We start from the raw sequence: 24567 nt of genomic DNA on the forward strand, positions 1-24567 counted from the left end.
GCATCATGGAGTTGGCAATGATGAACCCGTTCAAGCTGTTTCCCGAGCCGCAAGCGGTAAGGCTCAGCCACATCTGTATTGCGCAGGTCGTCGTCTGCGCTTCTGCGTTGACTTCCAACGCTGTCCTGCTCTCGAAGATCGTGCCGACGCTAATCAGCGGGTTCAACTGATCGCCCCGTCTCTGGCGTTCAAACGAACGCCGGGGAAAGCCGGGCACTTCAAATCAAAAGCCGGACCGTTCAATGCGATACCACGCTCAACGATCCGGCCTCATAGTTAGCTCAGACCACTCTCGGTCAAGGCGCCCAATCGGTCTTGCGCAAGCTTGACGCTGCGTTAGCCCCGGTGCCTCTTGAGACTGAAAGCGGATAGGCGAAGAGCTACTTCTTTTTCTTCGCGGTGGCCTTCTTCGCCTTCTTCGGCGCGGTCTTCTTCGCCTTCTTCGCTTTCTTGGCCATGAGCCCTCCGTCAATCCTTCGAAGCTAAAAGGTGCAGACCGGGAATCGGCATGCACAAAAATGATCGTAACATCGAACCTGCGAGATTGACATCGCGGCACGTCGGCACGCGTGTTGCGCCTTCGAGGCGTCGTATCTCTTCGCAGTCAAGGCGCAGCAATAACGAGCGGCACGGCCGCCGCGAGCAGCTCTGGTGCGCCGATGAGCGTTAGCCCGCCGATGCTACAGATCAGTGCAAATACACCGTCGCCGCCCTGGCCGGCGGCGCGGCCGAGATTGGCGTAGAGCGTGCATCGGGGCCAATTCAGCGGCTGCCAGCAACAGGGCTCACATATTCCTTGCGGCTGTCTCGCCTCGGCGGACCTCGCCCGCTCCGATCCCGGCGTCCAGAGAGGATGACCCGGTGGTCGTGATAAGTCTCGGCGCTCTTGCCGCAGCTCGGATGACGGAGATGCGGTCCAGTAGGAAGACCTGTCACGCCTCCACATTGTAGCTGCAAGATCATCTTATGCCGCCCGACCGGGCGGGTCTTGTCCTCTTCTGTTGTCAGCGCGGCCGATCCCTTCATGCGTGGCGAAGAGACCTATGGGAAGCGCTCCGCCTGCCAAAACCCTCCGCGCCAGCTTTTTTCCCCGCCGGACGAAAAGGTCCGGCTCCTCGCGGCCGCTTCGCTGCAAAAAAGCTTATCGCTCAGGTGCTCCGCATGCGCTGCGCCCCGAAGGCGGGTTCGAAGGCGTTTCGCTTCCCATCACGGTCTCGCCATCGCGAGGGGATCGGCTCCTCGCGAAAACAACAGAAGAGGACAAGACCATGACCGCGATCGGATACGTCACCAAGAACGACAACGGCAGCTACAAGGGCCAGCTCAAGACCGTCTCTATCCGGGCCGACATCGACATCATCCCGAACCGCGACAAGACCGCCGAGACCCATCCCGACTTCCGCGTCTTCACGCAAGGCGTCGAGATCGGGGCAGGCTGGATCCGCCGCGGAGAGAACAGCCGCAAGGACTATGTGAGCCTGTCGCTGGCAGCGCCCGAGTTCGGCCCGCGCAAGCTCTACGCCAATCTCGGCCGCGCCGCCGGCCAGGACGACGACAGCGTGTTTGCGCTGATCTGGAATCCGGCGGACTGACGCCCCTCGGCCCCCGCGAGAGCCGCTCGCGGGGGCCGTGCTCTTGCCCCATTTGGACAGAACCATCCAAAGTTGTATTGGTATTGCTAGTGGAGCCCGCTTATTGAACTGTTCGGTGAATTCGAAGGCAGGTAGAGACGACGATCACGCTGCTTCATGCTCGTTCGCCGCCTATGACGGCGGCGACTGGGCGTGGGAGTTCTTGCGCCGGAACGACGACTATATCTCCGACTGGCGAAGCAGCATTCCCAGGCATCTGCCATGTATTATGCTGAACGACGGGACGAAGCTGCTGCGCCTGCGGCGGCGGTTCCTGCAAGCGGAGAAGTGGGGGCTTTATGCCTTCGCCGATCCACGACTTTGCGCTCACGAGACAACCGCATTCTGGCACGCCAAGGCTTTGAAGCGCGTGGTGCGGCTGAATGCAAGAAAACCGGACCAGGGGGAAGCGAGCGTCCGGCGGCTTGCGGATTTCAACGCCGAGCGACATGCGGTGATCGGCGTAGATGGCGTTCCGCTGGTCGTGATGAAGCGCAATGGCGTTCGCATTCCCCTCGAAATCCACGGCCTTTCGGTACTGACAGCGGCGTTCACGCCCGTCTACGAGCTGCACGATCTCGACGATCTCACAGCCCAGACCGAGCTTTTAAGGCGTCTGCAGCGCCTCACCGATGCCGACCTTAGAGTGGTTCAAAAACCGTCCTTTGCTGCCGATGAGCGCCTCCAGCAGGCTCTCATCGCGCTCGACGAGAGCCTCAAAGGCAAGACGTATCGACAGATCGCCATTGCGATCTTCGGGGAGAAGAAAGTCACTGAGGAATGGCACAGTCATAGTCAATTCTTGCGCGATCGCACGCGACGCCTCGTCGCCAAGGGCACCGCATTGATGAAGGGCGGTTACCTCGACCTTCTGGCCTGATAGAATTTTTCCTTCTCTTTTGACGAACTTTGCCCGCGCAGGATGGCGAAAGCTCGCCTCCCATCTTCGCCACTCCACAAAGCGCCTGCGATCTGACGACGCTTCTTCTTGCACCTCTTGGTTGTATGGGGTGTCGGAAGGAAAGTTGGATGACCACGAAAACTGACGACAAGGAACCGGACAAGCCGTTCCTCAATACGGTGGAGGCGGCCGCCTGGCTGCGGCTCACCAAGAACACACTGGAGAAGATGCGGGTCCAGGGCAGGGGGCCGGCCTACCGCAAGCACGGCCGCTATGTCCGCTACCACATCGAGGACCTCGTCGAATGGTCGAGGGCGAGCAAGCGGAGGTCGACGTCCGATGCGGATTGATCGCAAGAGACTATGGCGGCAGGCCTCGACGCTTTCAGCCATGTGCGCCGGCATCATCACGCTTCTGATGTCGTCCGCCCCCGCGGTGCCGGTTCTGATCTACAATGCCACCGGCAGCGCGCCGCTGGGCTTCTACTATCTGGATCCGCGGCTGCCGGCGCGCGGCGAGCTTGCCGTCTTCAAGCCACCTCCTGGAATCGAACTCCTGATCATCGCACACGAGATCCTCCCCATGCCCGTGCCGCTCCTGAAGCGGGTCGAGGCTATCGGCGGAGACGAAATCTGCCGCGCCAAGGAGCCGGTCGGCAGTATTGCGATCAACGGAAAGGTCGTTGCCGAGGTGCTCGAGAAGGATCGGGATGGGCGCCCGTTGCCGGTCTGGCAGGGCTGTATGCGGCTCGTGGAAGGCGAATATTTCCTGCTGCAGCCCCACCCGAATTCCTTCGACTCGCGCTACTTCGGGCCAGTGCTTCGCTGCGATATCCTGGGTGTGGCACGTCCACTCTGGACGTGGAATCCGGATATGTGAGCGGTTGGCTGAACAGGCGCGCGTCCGAAACAAGGCGCGCGCCGTCTTATTTGCCCCTCAGCTAAAGGCCCCGATCAGCAGAAGCCGCGTCAGGCCGGCAGGCAAGGCCTTCCAGCGCAAAGCTGACAAACCTCCACGACGGCCCGCCGGATCGCGACGTTGATGATCAGAAGATCGATCGCCAGCTCGTGCGCGGGTTGGCATGCGTAAGCCACTTTTCTTTTTGAGAGGGGGACTTGAGGGGCGCTGCCCCGTCACCCCTGCAAGACCTTCTTTCGTCCTCCGGTGCAGCAAGTCGGTCGCACGTCGCAGCTTACGCGGCTCGGTGCAACCGCGTTGCGCACCATCGGATGCGCGCCGCTAACGCCGGCGCCGAAACAAGCTCTTGCCCCCGAAACCCCGGTCTCGCCGACGGGCAGGCGGCATGGCGAAGGCCATGCGCACTGCGCCGATCAAACGCCCATTCAAGGGCCAACAAGCGAGACATCACGATGGCAAAATTGACGAAGGCGGAAGCCAAGGCACATGCCGAGGCTGTCGAACTACTCAAGAAAGACGTCCTCACCTACGATGAGCGCGTGTTTGTGCTCGACAACTGGCACGAGGGCGCAAGCCACATCAATGGATCGGCGGGTGCGTTCTTTACCCCTAGCGGGCTTGCCGGAGACTTCGCAATCGACGCTTACGGCGGCCGAACCGTCGACCTTTGCGCCGGGATTGGAGCACTCGCATTCCACGTCTATTGGAGGGCACACTATGCACGCGGCCAGGACGAACCACAAAAAGAGATCGTCTGCATCGAGCGTAATCCTGCCTATGTCGAGGTCGGTCGCAAGGTGCTGCCGGAAGCCAAATGGATTTGCGCCGACGTGTTCGATTGCGACTTCGCGGGCTTGGGTCTTTTCGGATGTGCGATCGCAAATCCCCCGTTCGGATCCACTTCCAGAATCGCAGGCGGACCGCGCTACACCGGCCGATCTTTTGAGTTTCACGTGATCGATCTCGCGTCTGACATCGCCGATTATGGGACGTTCATCATCCCGCAAACGTCGGCGCCGTTCCAATATAGCGGCGTGCAGTGCTACCGCGAACGCAAGAGCGCGGACTATCTCAAGTTCGCCGAGCAGACCGGAATCCATCTTGAAGCGGGCTGCGGCGTAGACTGTTCCTACTATCGTGACGCGTGGAAGGGCATCGCGCCCAATGTCGAAATCGTCTGTGCCAATTTCGAAGAAATCCCTCGCAACAAGGTCCAATCGTCAACCGACCCGGAGGCGGAATTGCGCGCTTTGTGGAGCAAAAAGGGCGTCCCGGCGGAGCGGCAGGACGCGATAATTAGCGAGATCGATGCCAAAGCTAGGGGCGGAATTCGGTTTGACGAACGCCCCGCCCAGGCCGACTTGTTCACCGATCTTGGGCCCAACGCACCCAAGCGCTGACGGTTGCTGCGGCTAATTTCGTCCGCATAATTGCCATCTGAGCGAGACAGGCAGCAAGCCTGTTTCGCTCAGTCTCCGGGCGCCTGATGAATTTCGGCGCTCGTCGGTACGGCCCAAGGGCCATTGATGACTTCAGCCATTTTCATTCGGACGCGGGCCACCTTTGACCTCTTGGTCAAGGGGAAAAAATGCGGGAGGGCAAGATAAAAGCACTGGCGCCACAGAGCGCCTAAGCCGTTGTCTGCACATCCAAGCTTTGGCGCTATCGGAATCCTCGCTGTCACCATGTTCGAACAAACGCATTGGCGATCTTGTGCAATTGCGTCTGCGTCTTGGCGAGCGTTCGTCGGCTCCACATATCCGCGTCTTCGCCAAACGTCGGATGCGGGCCATGCGAGAGATCGACGACAAATTCGAAGTGAAACTCGGGCGGATCGGCAACCGCAGGGCCAGGACGACAAGCTATCTTCGACGCGTCCGGCAGGAGGCGGCCAAAGCCGGCAGCAGTGCGCGCGTAGGTTCGTCGTTCACAGGTGGCCGCATCGGCCGTGGCCACGCGCAAGGCGCAGTGTCGGCCGGGCGCGGACGTAGTCCAGGCCAACGCCGTGTCGTGATCAAGGCCCGCATCGTACGGATCAAGTCGGGTGACGCCGGCGCCGTGCGAGCTCATCTCCGATACGTCCAGCGCGACGGGGTCACGCGCGAGGCCGAGCCGGGGGAGCTATACGACGCCAGCAGTGATCGCGCCGATGGCAAGAGCTTTACGGAGCGCAGCACCGGCGATCGCCACCAGTTCCGGTTTATCGTGGCGCCGGAGGACAGTGCAGAGCTGGCGGACCTCAAGCCATTCGTCCGCGACCTCATGCGGCAGATGGAGCAGGACCTCGGCACCAGGCTCGACTGGGTCGCTGCCGATCATTTCAACACCGGCCATCCTCATACCCACATCGTCTTGCGCGGTAAGGACGGCGAAGGAAATGACCTCGTCATCGCGCGCGACTACATCGCGCATGGATTTCGATCGCGGGCAGCGGAACTCATCACGCGAGAGCTCGGCCCTGAAACCGAGATTGAGGTCGCGCGCAAGCTTCAGCAGGAGATCGCGGCCGAACGGCTGACGCGGCTCGACCGGAGCATCCTGCGAGATGCTCCGAGCGGAGCTCTTGAATTGGGGGCGTTGTCTGGACGGGAGCCTGCCTGGCAGACGGCACGGATCGGACGGCTGCGGACCCTGGAGCGGATGGGCTTGGCAGAAGAGGCCGAACCGGGGCGTTGGCGGCTTGACCCTCAGCTCGAGCCCAAGCTGAGACGCATGGGGGAGCGCGGCGACATCATCAAGACCATGCACCGCGAGATGGCCGCGGCAGGAGTTTCACGGGCGGCCGGCGACTACACGATCTTCAATCCGGAAGGAGGTGTTCATCGTCTGGTCGGTCGGGTCGTTGGCGAAGGGTTCGCCGACGAACTGACCGAGCGCCGCTATGTCGTGCTCGATGGGGTGGACGGACGTACGCACTATGCGGAGATCGGTGCTGTTCGCGCCAACGAAGAGGCGCCTGTCCGAAACACGATTCTGGAGCTCAGGTCACGCGTTGTTGAGCAGCGCCCGATCGATCGGACGATCGCTAGCGTCGCCGACGCGCATGGCGGCATCTACAGCGACCCCCTGCATCGGGAATTCGATCCCCAAGCATCGGGCGAATTTGTCGGATCCCACGTGCGGCGCCTGGAGGCGATGCGGCGCGAAGGGATGGTCAGTCGTCTTGCCGATGGCAGCTGGAACGTTGGGCGGGATTATCTGGACCGGGCGCTTCAATACGAGAAGCTCCAGCAATCGCGCAATCCGGTGCGGGTCGCCGTGCTGTCATGGCAAAGGCTTGAAGATTTGCCGCAGGCGCTGGGTGCAACCTGGCTCGATCGCAAGCTCGTTGGGAAAGAGCCCGGTGAGCTCGCATCGACCGGCTTTGGCGCGGAAGTCGAAACCGCGTTGCGAGCAAGGCGGCAATGGCTGATCGAGCAGGGGCTGGCGCGAGAGGAGGGTGGCCAGATGCGTTTTGCGCGGAACATGCTCGACACGCTCGAGGCGCGCGAGCTGACGCGGACAGCAGCCGAGATCTCCGTGCGCACCGGCCTCGAACACGTCGATGCCAAGGCCGGCGACAAGATCGATGGCGTTTACCGGCGCATGCTGACGCTGAACAGCGGGCGGTTCGCCCTGATCGAGCGATCCCATGAGTTCGTGCTGGTGCCCTGGCGGCCGGTGCTGGAGCGCGCACGTGGGCAATGGGTCTCCGGTCAGGTCGGCGGGGAAGGCATATCCTGGTCGATCGGCATCAAGCGCGGGATTGGACGCTAGAGGCTGGATCTCGCTGGCGGCAGCTTACTTTCCCCGCGAGGTTGTTCGCGAGAAGCTTCGATATTGACCATATAAGTAGCTGAATATATTAGTAGTTATACTATTTTGGCGATTTTAGTATATCTCTATTTCATCGGAGTTCCAAAAGTTATACTGTTCTCGCGAAAATAGTATAATGGAGGTGTGCCGTGCCGCCGAACCAACGCCTCGATATCTCCTATCAGACGCTCTATTCGGAGCTCGTCCAGCGGAGCCTCGACGAAAGCTTCACGTCCGACTTCTCCGCCAACGGCCGGTTCGTGGCCGTCGCGGTCAAGGGCAAAAAATACTGGTACTTCGACACGCCCAAACCTGAAGGAGGCGCCCAGGATCGCCGCTATGTCGGTCTGGTGGATGACCCCGAAATCACCAAGAGGGTTGAAGCGTTCAAGGATCTGAAGGCCGACCTCAAGGGACGCCGCCGCCTTGTTTCCACACTTACGCGCGAGGCCTATCTGCCGCGGCCGCTGCCGGTGGCCGGCCAGGTGGTGGAAGAATTGGCGAAGGCGGGCTTCTTCCGCATGAGGGGCGTGCTCGTCGGCACCGTTGCCTATCAATGTTATTCCGCCGTGCTCGGTCGTCGCTTGGATGCGGTCGCGATGCAGACCGGCGACGCCGACTTTGCGCAATTCCATGAAATCTCGGTCGCGATCAAAGATTCCATGCCTCCGATCCTGGAGGTGCTTCGACAGGTCGATCCAACCTTCCGAGAGATACCGAGCCAAGCCGACGGCAGGGTCTCCACTCAGTTCGTGTCGAGGGACAACTTCAAGGTGGAATTCCTGACGCCGAACCAGTGGTCCGATGACCAGGCCGGCAAACCAGTCCCGATGCCGGCCTTGGGCGGGGCGGCCGCACTTCCGCTCCGCTTCCTCGACTACCTGATCCACCAGCCCATTCGCGCCGTGCTCCTCCACGGTGCTGGCGTGTCAGTCCTCATTCCATCGCCCGAACGCTACGCCATCCACAAGCTCATCGTCGGTTCCCGCCGCAAGGAGGATCGCGACGCAACCGTAAAGAGTTCGAAGGATCGGATTCAGGCCCGATCGATCATCGAAGCGATGATCGCAAATCGGCAGCACGCCGATCTTGCTTCCGCCTTCATGGAGGCATGGGATCGCGGCGATCAGTGGAGAGCCGCCATCCGCACCAGCATCGCCACCTATGACGATGACTTCCAGAAGTCGCTCCGAACCGAGCTTGCGAAGGGTGTATCCGAGCTCGGCTCCGATCCAGCCGACTACGATCTGGTAGATAAGCCCACCGACGAGCCGCCCTCGCCAAAATGACCTGCGGACGGCAGGCCAGGTGTCGGCCTCGAGCTCCCTGTCTCAACGTTGCCTCGGCCAGCAGCGGCATCGCAAGCGCAAGCCTGCCGTCAACATGATCGCCTCTGTCACGCGAGTGCTGCCGATGAAGCTGGCGATATCGGCATGCCGATCACGTCAACGTCCCCATCATGTTGGACGCTGCGTCTGGCCTAACGTGACCGCGGGAGTGATCGGGCCGTCCACGCGGTGCTGACTCTTGCCCGCCAAACGACATGTTGATCACTGTCCCGTCCGGTAGTTCGCGGCCCGAATACAATTAGATACAGCTCAGTCTCACAGAATCGAATCGTGACGCTTCATGGTCGCGCCGACTCGCGCATGGTTGCTACGGTGTTGAGCACGAACGCCAAGGCTCGGTGGGGCGCATGGCGACGAGATACTATTTGCGCCAAGTGTTCACACGCTGTTGAAGCGTTCGATGACGCTGCGCTGACCTTGATCTTCAAGTCGGGCGCCTGATCAGACTTGATCAATCTCGCGCTCGCTGACGGCGCGACTTTTTATTTCGATTGAAGGCTTACCGCATTCGCCGTTTTCATCGCGCCGCTCACGTTGCGTGGGTGTGGGGCGCGCGGATGTTTCCAGCAAAAATCTATGTCGGTCAGATCGCCGTCGTGTTCGGCATCGTTGTCGTGTCGACTTGGGGCGCGACGCAGTGGACCGCCGCAGCTCTCGGCTATCAGCACCGGTTGGGCGAGCCCTGGTTCCTGATCGTCGGCTACCCCGTCTATCTGCCTTGGCGATTGTTCGAATGGTGGTTCGCCTATGAGGCCTATGCGCCCGAGATATTCGAGGAGGGCGGAGCCATCGCCGCTGGCGGCGGCATCGCAGGCGCGCTGTTTGCGATCGTCAATTCGGTGTGGCGCGCGCGCCAAAGCCAACTTGTAACGACATATGGTTCGGCACGGTGGGCGACGGCAAAGGAAATCAAGGCGGCCGGCTTGTTTGCATCCAAGGGCGTTTTCCTCGGGCGCCTCGAGAACAACTATCTGCGCCACGATGGACCGGAGCACGTCATGTGCTTTGCGCCGACCCGGTCGGGAAAGGGTGTCGGACTGGTCTTGCCGACATTGCTCTCTTGGACCTCGTCGGCGGTGGTGCACGACATCAAAGGCGAAAACTGGGAATTGACCTCCGGCTGGCGTTCGACCTTCTCGCATTGCCTCCTGTTCAATCCGACCGATTCAAGGAGCGCCCGATACAATCCATTGCTCGAGGTGCGCAAGGGGGCCGCCGAAGTCCGCGACGTCCAGAACATCGCCGACATCCTGGTCGACCCCGAAGGGGCGCTCGAACGTCGAACCCATTGGGAAAAGACCAGTCATTCGCTTCTGGTCGGCGTCATCCTTCACGTCCTTTACGCAGAAGAGAGGAAAACGCTCACCCGCGTCACCGAGATCCTGGCCGACCCTGCGCAGTCCTTTGAGAAGACGCTCAGGATCATGCTGGCGACCAATCACCTCGGCACCGAGGCGGAGCCGAAGGTGCATCCGGTCGTCGCTGCGACCGCACGAGAGCTGCTCAACAAGTCTGAAAACGAACGCTCCGGCGTTCTATCGACCGCCGTGAGCTTTCTCGGTCTCTACCGCGATCCCGTCGTCAGCCGAAACACCGAATCCTGTGATTGGCGCATCGCTGACCTCGTGAACGCCGAGAAGCCCGTCACGCTCTATCTCGTCGTTCCGCCGTCGGACATCAGCAGGACTAAACCACTGATCAGGCTGATCCTCAACCAGATCGGCCGCCGGCTGACCGAGACGCTGAATACCAGGGCAGGCGACCGCACGCAGCGCCAACTCCTGATGATGCTGGATGAGTTTCCCGCGCTCGGCCGGCTCGATTTCTTCGAAAGCGCGCTCGCATTCATGGCTGGCTATGGCATCCGCGCCTATCTGATCGCCCAGTCGCTCAACCAGATTGCAAAAGCCTACGGCGAGAACAACGCGATCCTGGACAATTGCCACGTCCGCATCGCCTTCGCCGCCAATGACGAGCGCACCGCCAAGCGGATCTCGGATGCGCTGGGCACCGCGACGGAGCTACGTGCCCAGCGCAACTATGCCGGCCATCGGCTAGCTCCCTGGCTCGGCCATGTCATGGTCAGCCGCCAGGAGACCGCGCGTCCTTTGCTGACACCAGGCGAAGTGATGCAGCTGCCGCCCGACCAGGCCATCGTGCTGGTCTCGGGGCTGGCGCCGGTCCGCGCGATCAAGCTGCGGCACTATGAGGACGCAAACTTCGTCAGCCGTCTACGCAAGCCGCCGTCCTTGGCGGGCGATGCGTACGCCGATCGGCCGCCAGCCCGCAGCGACGATTGGCGCGGCGAGGTGCGCTCCACCGATCTTCGCCTTGCGACCCTGCCGTATCGCGAGCTCATGCAGACGGGCGGCGAGGAAGGCGGCCTCAAGCAGCAACTGCCGTTGTTCGACGAGGCCCTACTTGCCGCGAACGAGCCGCGCGCCTTCGAGGAGCGATTGCTCGATGACGAGACCGACGTCGCCGCCGATCGCAACCAGATGCAGCAGGTAGCAAGCGCGTCAAGCACCGTACGCCGCGCCCACGCCGTCAGCCGCGACGACGACGATCTTCTCCCCTCATTCTGAGAGTATCCCTAATGAAACCGAAACTGTCGGCCTACGTGTCTGAAAGTGTGGCGCAGAGGCTCGAGATCGCCGCCAAGCGTCCAGGAGCCAACAAGTCATCCATTGTGGATGCCGCGCTGGATCGCTTTCTCAACCCTGAGCGGGACACCAGCGGCGATGCGGCGCTCATCCGTAGGCTCGATCGCATGAGCCGTCAGCTCGATCGAGCCGATCGCGATCTGTCGGTGATGGCGGAGACCATCGCGCTCTTCATCCGCTACTACTTGACCATCACCCCGCCGCTGCCGTCGCAGGATCAGGATGCAGCGCGAGCGCTCGGCCGCGAGCGGTTCGAGATGTTTGTCGCCCAGGTCGGCAAACGCGTCGCCTCCGGTGGCCGGCTTGTCGCCGACGTCATGGACCGTGTCAGCGCCGTCAAGCCGGATCTCTTCATGCGGAACATCGAGGAGGGCGCCCCATTGGGCGCTGCTCAAACTGGCGATACTGGATCCCGCGCGCAGAGCGCGGCGGGTGAGCCGCCGGAGCATCCTCCGGCAGGGCGAGAGGAGGTCGGCAATGTCTGATCTCCTCTCGCCAGAAACCCGTGAACGGCGCCGGGGCATGCTGCGGACCGCGATGGGGCCGGCAATTGCGCTCGCTCTGGAGGAGCCTGATGTCGTCGAGGTCATGGTCAATCCCGATGGAAGACTTTGGCTTGATCGGCACGGGACGGGCCGCGCCGATACCGGCGTTGTCCTGACGCCGCAGGAGTCCGAGCGGATCATCCGCCTTGTTGCCAGCCATGTGCGGGCGGAAGCGAGCGGTTCGTCGCCAATCGTCTCGGCGGAACTCCCCGAAACCGGTGAGCGCTTTGAAGGCGTCTTGCCGCCGGTTGCGCTCGCGCCTTGCTTTGCCATCCGCAAGCCCGCAACGACCACGTTCCGGCTATCCGATTATGTCAAGGCGCAGATTGCCTCGCCATTGATGGCGAAGGTGCTGACCGCCGCCGTCACGGAGGCGCGAAGCATCCTGATTGCCGGCGGCACTGGCTCGGGCAAAACGACGCTCGCCAATGCGCTTCTTGCTGAGATCGCCGGCCTTGAAGAGCGGGTGGTCATCATCGAGGACACCCGAGAACTACGCTGCGATGCAAAGGATGCCGTGACGCTCCGGACCAAGCCGGGCGTGGCGAGCCTTGCCGATCTTGTGCGATCGACGCTGCGGCTGCGGCCCGACCGCATCATCGTCGGCGAGGTCCGAGGTGCCGAAGCCCTCGACATGCTGAAAGCCTGGAATACCGGTCACCCCGGCGGGATTGCCACTGTTCATGCCAACTCGGCCCGAGCTGCGCTCTACCGGATCGAACAGCTCATCCAGGAAGCAGTCGCAACCGTGCCGCGCCGGCTCATCGCCGAGGCAATCGATCTGATCGTCTTCATCAAGGGGCGAGGGCCAGCGCGACGCATCGAGGCCGTCGCCGAACTCAGAGGTCTCGATCCATCTGGCGACTACCTGCTCGAGACTCCGCCCGGACTTCCAAACACATCCCATCGCCCCTGACCTCAAGGAGACTGCAAATGTCCATTCGTCTATCTCTCAAGGTGCGTTCTCGCCTGCGCGGCTTCTGCTCGGTTAGTGGATTGCCGCTCGTCGCGCTCGGTGCAGCGTCGGCTTGCGTGCTTCTCAGTGTCACGGCGGCGCACGCCGCGGGTTCGGGCATGCCATGGGAAGCTCCGCTCGAACGAGTCCTGGAATCCGTGCAGGGACCCGTCGCCAAGATCGTCGCCGTCATCATCATCACAGTGACCGGCATATCTCTGGCCTTCGGCGACACCTCCGGCGGATTCCGCAAGATGGTCCAGGTCGTGTTTGGCCTCTCGATAGCCTTCGCTGCGAGCTCGTTCTTCCTGTCGTTCTTCTCGTTCGGCGGCGGAGCTCTGATCTGATGCGTCCCGATGGATTTGAACTCGTCCTGCACCGTTCGTTGACCGAACCAATCCTGATCGGCGGCGCCCCGCGTGCCGCCGCGATCCTGATCGGGACGCTCTCGGCCGTGCTGGCGCTCGGCCTGCGCCTTTGGCTAGCAGGCCTCATCCTCTGGGTCATCGGCCACAGCGCGGCCGTGTGGCTCGCAAAGCGCGACCCGGCCTTCGTCGAAGTCGCCATCCGTCACACCAAGCACAAGGGACGGCTCGCATGCTGAACTTGAGAGAATTCCGCGGCAATGCCTATCGGCTGGCTGATTGGCTGCCTTGGGCATGCCTGGTCGCGCCAGGCGTCATCCTCAACAAGGACGGCAGCTTTCAACGGACGATACGCTACCGCGGGCCGGACCTCGACAGTGCGACCGAGGCCGAACTGATGAGCGTCGTATCTCGCGTCAACAACGTTCTGAAGCGCTTTGGCTCAGGCTGGGCCCTCTTCTTCGATGCCACGCGGATCCCAACTGGGGAATATCCGCGGTCGGAATTTCCAGATCCGGTGTCGTGGCTGGTGGATGAGGAGCGACGGGCCGGTTTCGAAGGGCCGGCCGGAGTGGCGTGGGAGGATCCGTCACGCCCCGGCGGGCAGCACTTCGAAAGTGTGCTGCATCTGACCTTGATGTATTTGCCGCCGGCCGAAACGGTCTCGCGCCTCGAAGGCCTGTTTCTGGAGCGTCCCAAGGCGAGGAATCGCGGGGCTGGGGGACAACGCGTTCGTAGTGGTCAAACACCCAAACCTCATGAGGGCGGTGACATTGACGACGGGGAGACCGACGGCCAACGAAGATTTGACAGCGACCAGAAAGGCTATCGCGATCACCTCCAAAGATTCATCCAGGAAACCGATCGGGCGATCGATCTGCTATCGTCGGTCCTGCCTGAGATCTGGCCTCTCAGTGATGCGGAGGTGCTCACCTATCTTCATAGCTGCGTCTCGACGAAGCGCCATCCGGTCAGCGTTCCCAAGATCCCGGCCTATCTTGATTGTTTCCTGAGCGATGAACCCTTGACCGGGGGATTGTCACCGGCGATCGGGCGGAGCCATCTGCGGGCGTTGACCGTCCTTGGGTTTCCGCACGTCACCTTTCCAGGCTTGCTCGATGAACTGAATCGGCTCGGCGTTGCCTATCGCTGGGCCACCCGGTTTATTCCGCTCGACCGTACGCAGGCAAACGCAACCCTGTCGCGCTACCGTCGGCAGTGGTTTGCCAAGCGGAAGTCGCTGGGAGCGATCCTCAAGGAAGTCATGTTCAACGAGCAGGCAGCGCTGCTCGACACTGACGCCAGCAACAAGGCGCTTGATGCCGACGCTGCGCTCTCCGAGCTCGGCGACGATCTGGTTGCCTTCGGCTATATCACCACGACCGTTACCGTAAGCGATGAGGACTCCCATCAGGCTAATGAGAAGATCCGTGCGGTCGAGCGGGTGATCAATAGCCGGGGCTTCACGGCCATCCGCGAGAGCGTCAACGCCGTGGAAGCCTGGCTTGGCAGTCTGCCGGGTCAAGCCTATGCCAACATCCGCCAGCCGATCGTCCACACCCTGAACCTCGCCCATATGTGCCCATTGTCGGCAGTATGGGCCGGACCCGAACGGTGCGAGCACCTCGACGGCCCGCCGCTTCTGGTCGCCAAGACCAAGGGGGCAACCCCGTTCCGGTTATCGCTCCACGCCGGCGACGTCGGGCACACCATCATCGTCGGCCCTACGGGAGCGGGCAAGTCGGTCCTACTTTCGATGCTCGCGCTGCAATTCCGTCGATATCCGAACGCGCAGTTGATCACGTTCGATAAGGGCCGGTCAGCCCGGGTCACCACGCTCGCATTGTCCGGCTCCTGGTACGAGCTAGGCGCCAAGGGCGGCATTGCCTTTCAGCCGCTCAAGGACGTCGCGGACGAGGGGGCGAGAGTCTGGGCGCTCGACTGGCTCTGTGGCGTGCTCGCCCATGAGCGCGTGACCGTGACCCCCGATGTCAAGGAGACGCTCTGGTCGGCGCTGAGGAGTCTCGGGTCCGCGCCGGTCTCGCAGCGGACGATGACCGGCCTCGTGGCGCTGCTTGCCCGCGACGCGCTGCGGCAGGCGCTGCAACCCTACACGCTGGAAGGACCCTATGGCCGCTTCCTGGACGCGGATGCCGACCGTCTTTCCGGTGCCGACGTGCTCACCTTCGAGATGGAAGAACTCATGGCTTTGCCGGGGCTGGTCGCTCCGGTCCTGACCTATCTCTTCCACAGCCTTGACGACCGCTTCGACGGCCGGCCCACGCTGCTGGTGCTTGATGAGGCCTGGGTCTTCCTGGACGATCCGCTCTTCGCGAGCCGAATTCGCGAATGGCTGAAGACACTGCGCAAGAAGAACGTTTCGGTGATCTTTGCGACCCAATCGCTGGCCGATATCGCCGACAGCCAGATTGCCCCTGCGATCATCGAATCCTGTCCAAGCCGCATCTTCCTTCCGAACCCCAGAGCGCTGGAGCCGACCCAGACCGAGACCTATCGCCGGTTCGGCCTGAACGACACGCAAATTCGTCTGATCGCGGAAGCCTTCCCGAAGCGCGACTACTACCTGCAATCCCGCGCCGGAAACCGCTTGTTTGAACTCGGCCTCGGACCGGTGGCGCTCGCGCTGGTCGCGGCGTCCTCGCCGGAAGATCAACGGACCGTCGATGCGGTCCTGTCTCGCTCCGGCCCCCATCACTTCGCCAAGCGCTATCTCGCAGAGCGAGAGCTGCACTGGGCAGCGAACCTGATCAGCACCTTCGAACAGGCCAAGGCCTGACCTCAATCTCAATTCCTGGAGTCTTCCATGCTCGAAAGCGTCGGCCGCATGTTCTTGGGTACAACTTCAAGAGTTATCATGACAACAATACTATCGATCGCCATCGCCGTGAATGGTTCGCAACGGCTTGGCGCGTTTGATATCGTATTCGATCCTACCAATTACAGCCAGAATCTGCTGACTGCCGCACGAGCGCTTGATCAGATCAACAATCAGATCAGGAGCCTCGAGAACCAGGCGCAATCATTGCGCAATCAGACAAAAAATCTCGCCGCCCTGCCGACGAGCGTCGTCGGCCAACTCACGTCGACGATCAACCAGATGAACACGCTGATTGGTCAGGCCAAGAACATCTCATTCGATGTTCAGAAAACGCAGCAGGACTTCGCTCGGTTGTATCCTCGCCAATACGCGGCGGCGGTTTCGTCCGACAAGATGGTGCAGGATGCGGCCGTACGTTGGGACAACAGCTACGATGGACTGAAGCAGTCGCTCACGCTTCAGTCCGCAATTGTCGGCTCGTTGGATCAGGACGGCCAAACACTCCGAACCCTGATGGCAAATTCGTCCGCTGCGGTCGGTTCGCTACAAGCCCAACAGTCCGGCAACGAACTGCTCGCGCTGCAGATCAAGCAGTCGTTGCAGGCCCAGGCGCTCATGGCAACGCAGGCGCGCGCGGACACGTTGCGTGCAGCCGAACAGCAGGCATCTTCGGCGGCCGCGAAGGAGCGATTCAATCGCTTCATCGGCGATGGCGCCATGCCTACACCGCCGGCAAGTAAGTGAGGGCGCAATGGCTGATCTCTCCGTCATTGACCGGTTCACCGACACCTTCTCGCGCTACATCGACTCCGGATTTGGCCTTCTGTCCGGCGACGTCTCATTCTTGAGCTCAACGTTGATCGGCATCGACCTGACCCTAGCAGGGCTTGCCTGGAGCATGCGGGCGGACGACCACATCATGGTCACGCTCGCCAAGAAGGTGCTTTATGTCGGTGCTTTCGCGTTCATTATCGGCAACTTCAAGAGCCTTGCCGATATCATCTTCGCGTCCTTCTCCAGCATCGGTCTGAAGGCGTCAGGCGGGAGCTTGAGCGCGGCCGACCTGGCGCGGCCCGGGTTTGTCGCCTCGGCCGGGTTCACGGCCGCCCATCCGCTTCTGGAGGAGACCGGGCAATTCTCGGGCTTTGATGTCCTGACCAACCTGCCGACGATCCTGATCCTGCTGTTCTGCTGGATCCTGATTGTGCTCGCGTTCTTCATCCTGTCGGTGCAGCTCTTTGTCACGCTGATCGAGTTCAAGCTCACAACGCTTGCAAGCTTCATCCTCGTGCCATTCGCCCTGTGGGGTAAGACCGCATTTCTTGCGGAGAAGACGCTCGGCAACGTGGTCGCCTCGGGAGTGAAGGTGATGGTTCTCGCGATCATCATCGGCATCGGTTCGACCATCTTCGGTCAGCTCGCGAGCACGCTGACGAAGCCGGTCGATATCGTGTCGGCCATGAGCTTGTTGCTGGCAGCCCTTTCGCTGTTTGGCCTCGGTATCTTCGGCCCAGGAATCGCGGCGGGATTGGTCTCAGGTGCACCCCAGCTCGGCGCTGGAGCTGCCGCCGGAACGGTGGCGGGCGCGGCGGCTGTCGTGATCGGCGGCGGAGCGGCGGCTGCCGGAGGCTTACACCTTGCGGCGGGCAGCTCAATGACTGCGGTTCGCTCAGCAGCGTCGCTCACTGGTGCGTCTTCGGCAGCCGGCGCATCAGCCCGGGCCTCAACCGTGGATCAGCTCTCGAGCGCGGGTACTGGCGCGACGAACGGAGCGGCCGCGTCAGGCGCAGGGCGTGCAGCGGCGCCGTCAGGGCGCGGACACGCGAGGGAAGCGGCACAAGTCGCAGCTCACACGCTGAAAGAGGGCGACAAGGGTGGGCATTCGTCGGGCCCAAAGCTGGGGGAGGAGTAGGATATGGCTGGTCACCCCTTTCAGCGCGTGTCCGTCCGCTACGGCGAAACGCCAGAGCCGGTCACGCCCTATCAGAAGGCAGCCCAGGTCTGGGACGAGCGGCTCGGGTCCGCCCGTGTTCAGGCCAGCAACTGGCGCCTTGCAGCGCTGGCAGCCATCGGCCTGTCCAGCGTTCTCGGATTGACGATCTTCACCCAGATCGCTCGCTCCGGTATCGTTCCCTACGTGGTCGAGGTCGATCGGCTTGGTGAAGTCCGAGCAGTCGGGCCGGCGCTCGAGGCCTACCAGCCGTCTGATGCACAGATCGCGCATTTCCTTGCGCGGTTCATCGAGAACGTCCGCTCGCTGTCGATTGATCCGGTCATCGTCCGGGCGAACTGGCTGCGTGCCTACGACTTCGTCACCGACCGCGGCGCGCAGGCGTTGAACGACTACGCGCGCGAAGCCGATCCATTCACGAAGATCGGCTCCAAGACCGTGACCACTGAGGTCACGTCCGTGGTGCGCGCATCCGGCGACAGCTTCGAGATCCGCTGGAAAGAGAACACCTACGAGAATGGCGCGATCGCTAAGACCGAGCGCTTCACGGGTCTCGTCACCACCGTTCTCAAGCCGCCCGCGGATGCCGAAACACTGCGGAAGAACCCGCTCGGCCTCTACGTCCATTCTCTCAACTGGTCGCGCGACCTCATCGGAGACGCCAAATGAATTCCAAAGCCCTCACCAAGCTCGCGTCGGCCAGCTTCCTTGCCTTGTCGCTTGGGCTCGCCGGATGCGCCACCAAGCTCAATCTCGAGGTGCCCTATGATGAGATGACATTTGAGAAGGCCCTTCCAGAGAGCGATCCGCCGGCGCCGGTGCAAGTCGTCGAAACGCCCAAGGTCCTGCCGTTGCCTGGCCAGCTGAAGCCGTTTCCGACGAAGGCCGCCAAGGAAGAGAAACTGCCGCCGGAGCAGGCGATCGCGAAAGCGAACAAGGCCGCGCGGATGGAGCCCACACGCGCCGGGTATATCAACGCCATCCAAGTTTATCCCTGGACAGAAGGAGCGCTCTACCGGCTTTATGCAAGCCCGGAGAAAGTCTCGACCATCGCGCTGCAGCCGGGCGAGGAACTGATCGACGTTTCCACAGGCGATACGGTTCGCTGGGTCGTCGGCGATACATCAAGCGGGCAGGGGAGCTCGCGGCGCGTGCATATCTTGGTCAAGCCGACGCTTCCGGACATTCAGACCAACCTCGTGGTGCTGACGGACCGGCGCGCCTATCACCTCGAGCTCGTCTCGACCAAGCAGACCTACATGGCGTCCATCTCGTGGACCTATCCGACCGATACGCTCGTCGCGCTCCACAAGCAGAACGCCGCCGCCCAGCAGAATGAAGAGCGGATCGCCGATCGCGGGGTGCGGCTCGACAGCCTGAATTTCCGCTATCGCATCGAAGGTGACGATCCTCCGTGGCGGCCGGTGCGCGCTTTCGATGACGGCCGCAAGGTCTATATCCAGATGCCGTCTGGCCTGTCGCAAGGCGAAGCGCCGCCTTTGTTCGTCGCCGGAGCCGATGGCCGGCCAAACCTCGTCAACTACCGGGTCCGCGGTTCCTACTACATCGTCGATCGGATGTTCGGCGCCGCTGAACTTCGCCTTGGCGAAGAACCGCAGCGCATCGTCCGGATCATCCGCATCGACGCGCGACCGGTATCTCAGGTCTTCAGCACCGGGAGTGCCTCATGACGACAGGATTGGATCGGGATCCGGAGCCGCTGGAACTGCGAGCACGTCCGCGGCCCGTTCGGCGCCTCAACAGGCGCGCACTCATGATCGGATGCGCTGTTGCGGCGCTGTTTGTTGGCGGGGCGATACTCATTGCGCTCTGGCCGCAATCCTTCAAGCAGTCGGAGCGGACGGAGCTCTACAATACCGACCGCAAGCAGACCGCCGAGGGCTTGAGCAAGCTGCCAAAGTCCTACGAGGAATTGCCGCCCTCGACGCCTCGGCTTGGACCGCCGTCTCCTGGGGATATCGGCCGGGCCTTTGCGGAGAACGAGAAGAAGGCCGGCGTTGCGTCGGACGCGGGCTTCCGGAACAACCCGGAGGAAGACGCCGAACGGGCCGAGCGGATTCGGCAGACGCGGATCGCTCAGCAGGCAAAGGAGTCGGGTTTGTTCGTCCGCCTGTCGGAGAAGCAGGAGAAGCGCAAGCAGGCAAGCACGACCGAAGCGCCGGCTGCTGCCCCATCCGCATTCCGGCCTTCAACGCCCGACACAGGACCATCTGCGGCGGAGCTCGCAAGAACGGCGCAGGCAATGATCGACCGCTCCAGCGAGATCATTCCCTCGTCGCAGGCGCGAAAGCTGGCCTTCGTGGGGGCGAAAGCCGACACGGAAACCACCAATCCCCATGCGCTCAAACCAGCGCCATCCACCTATGCAGTGATGGCAGGGTCGATCATCCCGGCGAGCCTCGTCACGGGCCTGAATTCGGACCTGCCCGGGGCTACCATCGGCCAGGTCACCGAGAACGTCTACGACACGGTAACCGGCGAGCACCTCTTGATCCCGCAAGGGACAAGGATCGTGGGAAAGTACGATAGCGTCGTCGCCTTTGGCCAGAAGCGGGCGCTGGTCGTCTGGAGCCGGCTCATCCTACCGAACGGCAATTCGATCGTGATCGAGAACCTTCCGGCCACTGACGTTGCTGGCTACGCCGGGCTCGAGGACCAGGTGGACTTCCATACCTGGCAGTTGCTCAAGGGCGTGGCTCTGGCGACCTTGATCGGGGTAGGGACTCAACTATCGATCGGAAACGACGAGAGCGATCTCGTGAAGGCCCTGCGGGAAAGCACGCAGCAGACGACAAACCGGGCCGGCCAGCGCCTGGTCGAGCGCGAGCTCGACGTGCAGCCGACGATCACGGTGCGGCCGGGCTGGCCGTTGCGGGTGATTGTTTCGAAGGATCTGGTGCTGAGGCCGTATCAGGACGTTCAGACGGTGGCGAAGGGCAGGTGAGGGATGAAACTCGGGAAGCTACCTGATCGGACTCCGGTTAAAATGAATCTGGTGCTGGTGCCGAGCCTTGCCAAGCGGCTACGGGATTATGCTGATTTCTATGCCGAGACTTACGGCAGCCGGGAGGAAGTGGCTGTGCTGATACCGTTTATGCTCGAGGCATTTCTCGAGAGCGATGCAGAGTTTCGAAAGGCTAAGAGGACAACGAGCGCAGATGTCGCCTCGACCTAACACCCCCCTCCTAGCTCGAGACGGGATTCATCATGGCAATCGCGTGCTGCACAGAACGGATCGATTTTTGAAGCCTTTCGAGCAGTATTTTTAGATCGCTCTCCGTCGTTTCTTCCATGTAGATATTTTTGCGATCGAGGAGCATATCGACAAGCTCGTCAAGCGAAATAGTCCTGTTTGCGGAGCAGAGGTTGGACGCCACCCCGCTCGCTGTAGACGTAATCTCTCCCGCCCCAGATAAGCTCACTTCGATCGAGAGGTTGGCTAGGACTGTGCGTTCGATCAGTTCAGCAGGAAACTCGATCGAAGTCACCACTATCCTGCTTGAGACATCTCGATATCCAAGCCTCCAAGTGGTTCTCCCACACTCGGCGAACGGGCTGAGATGCAGCTTGTGATCTGGCCACATGACATTCTTCTGGGTTGGTGTCGCCTTGATCGGGGAATTCCATCAATAGAGACTATAATCCCTAGAGACTATATGCCTCACCGTGTTCGCTCCTGCAATGCAGGATTGGCGGAAAATCGTCGGCAGGAACGTGCGGAGGATTCGCCAAGAACGGGAGATGACACAGGAGAAGCTTGCCTTCGAAGCCGAGCTAGACTTGACGTACGTCGGAGGCATTGAGCGTGGCAAACGCAATCCAAGTTTGCTTGTATTGGCGAGAATTGCCGAAGCACTCTCCGTGCATTTGACTAAGTTGCTCGCTGAGTAGTTCCTGCGATGCCTTACTGACGCCTTGGCGCGCTGAGCTGCTGCCGGTTTGATCGACACCGGGTTCGGAAACTCGCACGCCGGCAGATCAAGACGCGCGATGGTAAGGGCGCGCGTTCGCGGGCGTAAGGATCGTCGCAATCATGTATCCAGCCGTGCCCTCATACTCGCGGATGGCGCCTATTTCGTGCAGCACGGAAACGGCGCGGCCGTATAATGTCCGGATCGCGGGCCCCTTTCGTTGAACTCAGCATCGAAATCATCTGCCCGCGCCGCGCGCGAATGAGTCTATGTTCCCCGTCTCTTTCTTTGCCAGACCAGAGGTTCGAAATCGCAATGCATCGTGCAATTTCACCGGTTCCGATCGAAAACGTCGCGCGGACTGGCAGCATTTCGGAGAAAAAACACTGCGTTATCAATCCTGTGCCGAATTGGCGCAGCGGAGGCATCGGTTTGGACTGAACGCGCGTTCAAACAATAGAACTATAGACTTCTCGCGCTCAGAAGTTGTAAGAGTGCATATTCATTGAGCAAATTAAGAAAGTGGGGGGCTAAATGACTGAGAAGTCGAAAGTTGTGCTTTCGCTTGGTGCTGCGCTCGCGTCGCTCACCGGAGTGTCGGTTCAGGGCGCCGAGGCCAAGGTAGTAGTCGCCAACGATACAACGGCGGTATCGGCCGAAAACACTGTTACCAACCTTCAGGCAAACGCCCATTATCAGGTGGGTGAAGACCTTCTTGGGTTCGTCATGACGAAGCAGGCCGACGGCACCATCGTCGCCCAGCATGCTTCCCACGCGTCGCATGCTTCACATGCCTCTCATGCGTCCCATGCCTCCAGCCGCTAAGCTTCTTGCGGCGTCTCAGGTCGAGGTAGCTGTCGATTTTGATTCAAGCATCCAAAGCCTCGGTGCTTTGGATGCGGCAGCGTATCGTCTGATCGGAACGGCGACCTGCCAGGTTGACCGGACGGGCAACCGCTATCTTTGCCGCTTGGTTTCTTCTGCCAATCCGCAAAAGGGAGCCGTGCTCAGTTCGGACGAGCTGAAGGAGCGGTTTCTGAATCTTGTCGCCGACGAAAACTTGCGGGCTCGCGTCGCCGAAAGAACAGAGGGTGTTCGGAACGTCATTCTTGCACTGGCCTTCGGGGCCCTGGCCGCCGACCAAAATGATGCCGGATAAAGTCGTCCCGGAGAACCATGGCGCGGTTTTTACCTACTGAGTGCTTCAGCGCAGCGACCAACGACCTCTCGTTGTTGCCGTTCAATTTTGAGCGCACCGGCCTGAACCAGTATCTCGTGGCCAACATGGTCGGCGATTTCATCCGCCTGACCGAAGATGAACTAAACAGGCTGGTCGACCTTCGGCTCCGGCCCGGCGACGGCCTCTACGAAAAGGCCTATGCGGCTCATCTGGTCACCGGCACGAACCAGAAGGCCCAACGCCAGCTCTTGGCGGCTCGGCTGAGAAGCCGCATGTCCTTCCTGCAGCAGGTGACTCCGCTGCATATTTTTGTCGTGACGTTACGTTGCGAGCATTCTTGCCCCTACTGCCAGGTTTCGCGCCAAAGCACCGATCGCTCGCGCTTCGACATGAGCGAAGAAACGGCGATGCGCGCCCTGGACATCGCTTTCGCCAGCCCCTCGGCTCGCATCAAGATCGAGTTTCAAGGTGGGGAGCCGCTTCTCAATTTTCCGTTGATCCAGACGATCGTTGCCGCTGCGAAGGCACGGTCCGGCAAGAAGCTCGACTTCGTCATCGCATCGAACCTGGCCTTGCTTGACGATGCCGTTCTCGACTTTTGCAAGGCGAACGACGTGTTGCTGTCGACATCCCTCGACGGTCCCGCCGACCTGCACAACAAGAACCGCCCCCGGCCCGGGGGAAACAGTCACGAACTAGCCGTTGCCGGAATCCGGCGAGCCAGGGAGATTTTAGGTCCCGACAGGGTCGGGGCCTTGATGACCACTACGGAGGCGAGCCTCGACCGCGTCGATGAGATCATCGACGAATATCTCCAATTGGGGCTGGATGGCGTCTTCCTGCGCCCGCTTTCTCCGTTCGGATTTGCGATCAAGACGAAGCAGTTCGCCAAGTACGACGCGCCGAAGTGGCTTGCGTTCTACGAGCGAGGATTGCGCCGGGTTCTGGCCATCAACAGACAGGGCACCCCGTTCCGGGAGTTCTACGCGGCGCTGCTTCTCACACGGATGCTGTCGGACCGACCGATCGGCTACGTTGATTTGCGCAGCCCCGCCGGCGCCGGCCTTGGCGCGCTGGTCTACAACTATGACGGCAATGTTTTCGCGTCGGATGAAGGCAGGATGCTGGCCGAGACCGGTGACGCCGCTTTCCGGCTCGGTCACGTCGAACATGACAGCTACAATTCGCTCATCCTGTCGGACAAGCTGATCGGCGCGATTTCCTCGTCGCTGACGCAGTGCGCGCCCGAATGCTCGACCTGTGTGTATGAGAGCCACTGCGGTGCAGACCCAGTCTATCATCACGCGACGCAGGGTGAAGCCTTGGGAATCAAGCCTCTTTCGGCATTTTGCGCTCGCCAAAAAGGCATCATGGGCCTGCTGCTGGACATTCTGGAGAACTCTCCGGAAGATGCTGCCATCTTGCGACGATGGGCCGCCGCATGACCCTTCCTCTCTATGGCACAGCCTCGCAAAGCGCTGGATTTTCCTCGGACAAGGCTCGATCGGTCCTCAGGCTCCGGTCAGTTGACAGTGCTGCCGAG

At 61.4% G+C, this 24567-nt stretch carries 25 protein-coding genes; 24 read left to right on the forward strand and 1 reads right to left on the reverse strand.

The window, feature by feature from the left end:
• Window positions 1-17: 17 nt before the first annotated feature.
• The 20 genes from BM190_RS40235 to BM190_RS04295 all read left to right on the forward strand — a co-directional run bounded on the left by BM190_RS40235 (window position 18) and on the right by BM190_RS04295 (window position 21108).
• Entirely contained in the window at window positions 18-170 is a 153-nt protein-coding gene (locus BM190_RS40235) for a hypothetical protein (protein WP_177236904.1), read from the forward strand.
• Window positions 171-1268: 1098 nt separating this feature from the next.
• Window positions 1269-1592 (forward strand): DUF736 domain-containing protein, encoded by a 324-nt coding sequence (locus BM190_RS04205; protein WP_018316693.1) that lies wholly within the window; start codon window positions 1269-1271, stop codon window positions 1590-1592.
• Window positions 1593-1695: 103 nt separating this feature from the next.
• Window positions 1696-2511, forward strand: coding sequence for a DUF2285 domain-containing protein (locus BM190_RS04210; protein ID WP_143109007.1), 816 nt, complete (start codon window positions 1696-1698; stop codon window positions 2509-2511).
• 149 nt (window positions 2512-2660) lie between these two features.
• The gene (locus BM190_RS04215; protein WP_092252214.1) at window positions 2661-2882 is read left to right on the forward strand and encodes a helix-turn-helix domain-containing protein; all 222 of its coding nucleotides are present in this window, start codon (window positions 2661-2663) and stop codon (window positions 2880-2882) included.
• On the forward strand, window positions 2872-3411 hold the full coding sequence (locus BM190_RS04220) for a S26 family signal peptidase (RefSeq protein WP_177236905.1): 540 nt from the start codon (window positions 2872-2874) through the stop codon (window positions 3409-3411). Before BM190_RS04215 ends, BM190_RS04220 begins: the two co-directional genes overlap by 11 nt.
• A 491-nt stretch (window positions 3412-3902) precedes the next feature.
• A complete protein-coding gene (locus BM190_RS04225; RefSeq protein WP_177236906.1) occupies window positions 3903-4850 on the forward strand; it encodes a class I SAM-dependent methyltransferase in 948 nt (315 codons plus the stop codon).
• A 391-nt stretch (window positions 4851-5241) separates the two neighbouring features.
• Window positions 5242-7206, forward strand: coding sequence for a relaxase/mobilization nuclease RlxS (gene rlxS, locus BM190_RS04230; protein ID WP_092252218.1), 1965 nt, complete (start codon window positions 5242-5244; stop codon window positions 7204-7206).
• 188 nt (window positions 7207-7394) lie between these two features.
• Window positions 7395-8534: a nucleotidyltransferase family protein gene (locus BM190_RS04235; RefSeq protein ID WP_092252220.1), complete on the forward strand. Its 1140-nt coding sequence runs from the start codon at window positions 7395-7397 to the stop codon at window positions 8532-8534.
• A gap of 617 nt (window positions 8535-9151) precedes the next feature.
• Window positions 9152-11179 (forward strand): conjugal transfer protein TraG, encoded by a 2028-nt coding sequence (locus tag BM190_RS04240; RefSeq protein ID WP_092252222.1) that lies wholly within the window; start codon window positions 9152-9154, stop codon window positions 11177-11179.
• A gap of 11 nt (window positions 11180-11190) precedes the next feature.
• On the forward strand, window positions 11191-11742 hold the full coding sequence (locus BM190_RS04245; RefSeq protein ID WP_092252224.1) for a hypothetical protein: 552 nt from the start codon (window positions 11191-11193) through the stop codon (window positions 11740-11742).
• Window positions 11735-12718 carry a P-type conjugative transfer ATPase TrbB gene (gene trbB, locus BM190_RS04250; protein WP_177236907.1) on the forward strand — a complete coding sequence of 328 codons (984 nt, stop codon included), beginning with the start codon at window positions 11735-11737 and terminating at the stop codon, window positions 12716-12718. The genes BM190_RS04245 and trbB overlap by 8 nt, the downstream gene beginning before the upstream one ends.
• 17 nt (window positions 12719-12735) lie before the next feature.
• Window positions 12736-13104: a TrbC/VirB2 family type IV secretion system protein gene (locus tag BM190_RS04255; protein WP_244550588.1), complete on the forward strand. Its 369-nt coding sequence runs from the start codon at window positions 12736-12738 to the stop codon at window positions 13102-13104.
• Window positions 13104-13361, forward strand: coding sequence for a VirB3 family type IV secretion system protein (locus tag BM190_RS04260; protein ID WP_092252230.1), 258 nt, complete (start codon window positions 13104-13106; stop codon window positions 13359-13361). The genes BM190_RS04255 and BM190_RS04260 overlap by 1 nt, the downstream gene beginning before the upstream one ends.
• A complete protein-coding gene (trbE, locus tag BM190_RS04265) occupies window positions 13355-15919 on the forward strand; it encodes a conjugal transfer protein TrbE (protein WP_092252232.1) in 2565 nt (854 codons plus the stop codon). The genes BM190_RS04260 and trbE overlap by 7 nt, the downstream gene beginning before the upstream one ends.
• Window positions 15920-15946: 27 nt before the next feature.
• Window positions 15947-16705 carry a P-type conjugative transfer protein TrbJ gene (gene trbJ / locus BM190_RS04270; protein WP_092252234.1) on the forward strand — a complete coding sequence of 253 codons (759 nt, stop codon included), beginning with the start codon at window positions 15947-15949 and terminating at the stop codon, window positions 16703-16705.
• 7 nt (window positions 16706-16712) lie between these two features.
• Complete coding sequence (trbL, locus tag BM190_RS04275) at window positions 16713-17873, forward strand: P-type conjugative transfer protein TrbL (protein ID WP_092252236.1); 1161 nt, start codon at window positions 16713-16715, stop codon at window positions 17871-17873.
• Between the two features lie 3 nt (window positions 17874-17876).
• Window positions 17877-18581, forward strand: a complete 705-nt coding sequence (gene trbF / locus BM190_RS04280; protein WP_092252238.1) for a conjugal transfer protein TrbF — start codon at window positions 17877-17879, stop codon at window positions 18579-18581.
• On the forward strand, window positions 18578-19603 hold the full coding sequence (trbG, locus tag BM190_RS04285) for a P-type conjugative transfer protein TrbG (RefSeq protein WP_092252240.1): 1026 nt from the start codon (window positions 18578-18580) through the stop codon (window positions 19601-19603). Before trbF ends, trbG begins: the two co-directional genes overlap by 4 nt.
• Window positions 19604-19686: 83 nt before the next feature.
• On the forward strand, window positions 19687-20877 hold the full coding sequence (locus BM190_RS04290) for a TraB/TrbI/VirB10 family type IV secretion system protein (protein WP_244550589.1): 1191 nt from the start codon (window positions 19687-19689) through the stop codon (window positions 20875-20877).
• Window positions 20878-20880: 3 nt separating this feature from the next.
• Window positions 20881-21108, forward strand: coding sequence for a DUF2274 domain-containing protein (locus tag BM190_RS04295; RefSeq protein ID WP_092252244.1), 228 nt, complete (start codon window positions 20881-20883; stop codon window positions 21106-21108).
• 10 nt (window positions 21109-21118) lie between these two features.
• Here the strand turns inward: BM190_RS04295 and BM190_RS04300 are convergent, their stop codons facing one another.
• Window positions 21119-21421 carry a hypothetical protein gene (locus BM190_RS04300; protein ID WP_143109008.1) on the reverse strand — a complete coding sequence of 101 codons (303 nt, stop codon included), beginning with the start codon at window positions 21419-21421 and terminating at the stop codon, window positions 21119-21121.
• 193 nt (window positions 21422-21614) lie between these two features.
• Here BM190_RS04300 and BM190_RS04305 point away from each other — a divergent pair, with 193 nt between their 5' ends.
• The 4 genes from BM190_RS04305 to hxsB all read left to right on the forward strand — a co-directional run bounded on the left by BM190_RS04305 (window position 21615) and on the right by hxsB (window position 24469).
• Window positions 21615-21824: a helix-turn-helix domain-containing protein gene (locus tag BM190_RS04305; RefSeq protein ID WP_092252248.1), complete on the forward strand. Its 210-nt coding sequence runs from the start codon at window positions 21615-21617 to the stop codon at window positions 21822-21824.
• Between the two features lie 554 nt (window positions 21825-22378).
• The gene (hxsA2, locus tag BM190_RS04310; RefSeq protein WP_092252250.1) at window positions 22379-22669 is read left to right on the forward strand and encodes a His-Xaa-Ser repeat protein HxsA2; all 291 of its coding nucleotides are present in this window, start codon (window positions 22379-22381) and stop codon (window positions 22667-22669) included.
• Entirely contained in the window at window positions 22635-23003 is a 369-nt protein-coding gene (locus tag BM190_RS04315; RefSeq protein WP_143109009.1) for an HxsD-related protein, read from the forward strand. Before hxsA2 ends, BM190_RS04315 begins: the two co-directional genes overlap by 35 nt.
• A 17-nt stretch (window positions 23004-23020) precedes the next feature.
• Window positions 23021-24469 (forward strand): His-Xaa-Ser system radical SAM maturase HxsB, encoded by a 1449-nt coding sequence (hxsB, locus tag BM190_RS04320; protein ID WP_092252254.1) that lies wholly within the window; start codon window positions 23021-23023, stop codon window positions 24467-24469.
• Window positions 24470-24567: the final 98 nt, after the last annotated feature.

This window comes from Bradyrhizobium sp. Rc3b (assembly GCF_900114915.1).
GTDB lineage: Bacteria > Pseudomonadota > Alphaproteobacteria > Rhizobiales > Xanthobacteraceae > Bradyrhizobium.

Bases quoted from the DNA above. Each gene is read 5' to 3' on its own strand.
- BM190_RS40235 (WP_177236904.1), top strand. From the start codon at position 18: ATGATGAACCCGTTCAAGCTGTTTCCCGAGCCGCAAGCGGTAAGGCTC.
- BM190_RS04205 (WP_018316693.1), top strand. From the start codon at position 1,269: ATGACCGCGATCGGATACGTCACCAAGAACGACAACGGCAGCTACAAG.
- BM190_RS04215 (WP_092252214.1), top strand. From the start codon at position 2,661: ATGACCACGAAAACTGACGACAAGGAACCGGACAAGCCGTTCCTCAAT.
- BM190_RS04220 (WP_177236905.1), top strand. From the start codon at position 2,872: ATGCGGATTGATCGCAAGAGACTATGGCGGCAGGCCTCGACGCTTTCA.
- BM190_RS04225 (WP_177236906.1), top strand. From the start codon at position 3,903: ATGGCAAAATTGACGAAGGCGGAAGCCAAGGCACATGCCGAGGCTGTC.
- rlxS (WP_092252218.1), top strand. From the start codon at position 5,242: ATGCGAGAGATCGACGACAAATTCGAAGTGAAACTCGGGCGGATCGGC.
- BM190_RS04240 (WP_092252222.1), top strand. From the start codon at position 9,152: ATGTTTCCAGCAAAAATCTATGTCGGTCAGATCGCCGTCGTGTTCGGC.
- BM190_RS04245 (WP_092252224.1), top strand. From the start codon at position 11,191: ATGAAACCGAAACTGTCGGCCTACGTGTCTGAAAGTGTGGCGCAGAGG.
- trbB (WP_177236907.1), top strand. From the start codon at position 11,735: ATGTCTGATCTCCTCTCGCCAGAAACCCGTGAACGGCGCCGGGGCATG.
- BM190_RS04255 (WP_244550588.1), top strand. From the start codon at position 12,736: ATGTCCATTCGTCTATCTCTCAAGGTGCGTTCTCGCCTGCGCGGCTTC.
- BM190_RS04260 (WP_092252230.1), top strand. From the start codon at position 13,104: ATGCGTCCCGATGGATTTGAACTCGTCCTGCACCGTTCGTTGACCGAA.
- trbE (WP_092252232.1), top strand. From the start codon at position 13,355: ATGCTGAACTTGAGAGAATTCCGCGGCAATGCCTATCGGCTGGCTGAT.
- trbJ (WP_092252234.1), top strand. From the start codon at position 15,947: ATGCTCGAAAGCGTCGGCCGCATGTTCTTGGGTACAACTTCAAGAGTT.
- trbL (WP_092252236.1), top strand. From the start codon at position 16,713: ATGGCTGATCTCTCCGTCATTGACCGGTTCACCGACACCTTCTCGCGC.
- trbF (WP_092252238.1), top strand. From the start codon at position 17,877: ATGGCTGGTCACCCCTTTCAGCGCGTGTCCGTCCGCTACGGCGAAACG.
- trbG (WP_092252240.1), top strand. From the start codon at position 18,578: ATGAATTCCAAAGCCCTCACCAAGCTCGCGTCGGCCAGCTTCCTTGCC.
- BM190_RS04290 (WP_244550589.1), top strand. From the start codon at position 19,687: ATGATCGGATGCGCTGTTGCGGCGCTGTTTGTTGGCGGGGCGATACTC.
- BM190_RS04295 (WP_092252244.1), top strand. From the start codon at position 20,881: ATGAAACTCGGGAAGCTACCTGATCGGACTCCGGTTAAAATGAATCTG.
- BM190_RS04305 (WP_092252248.1), top strand. From the start codon at position 21,615: ATGCAGGATTGGCGGAAAATCGTCGGCAGGAACGTGCGGAGGATTCGC.
- hxsA2 (WP_092252250.1), top strand. From the start codon at position 22,379: ATGACTGAGAAGTCGAAAGTTGTGCTTTCGCTTGGTGCTGCGCTCGCG.
- BM190_RS04315 (WP_143109009.1), top strand. From the start codon at position 22,635: ATGCCTCTCATGCGTCCCATGCCTCCAGCCGCTAAGCTTCTTGCGGCG.
- hxsB (WP_092252254.1), top strand. From the start codon at position 23,021: ATGGCGCGGTTTTTACCTACTGAGTGCTTCAGCGCAGCGACCAACGAC.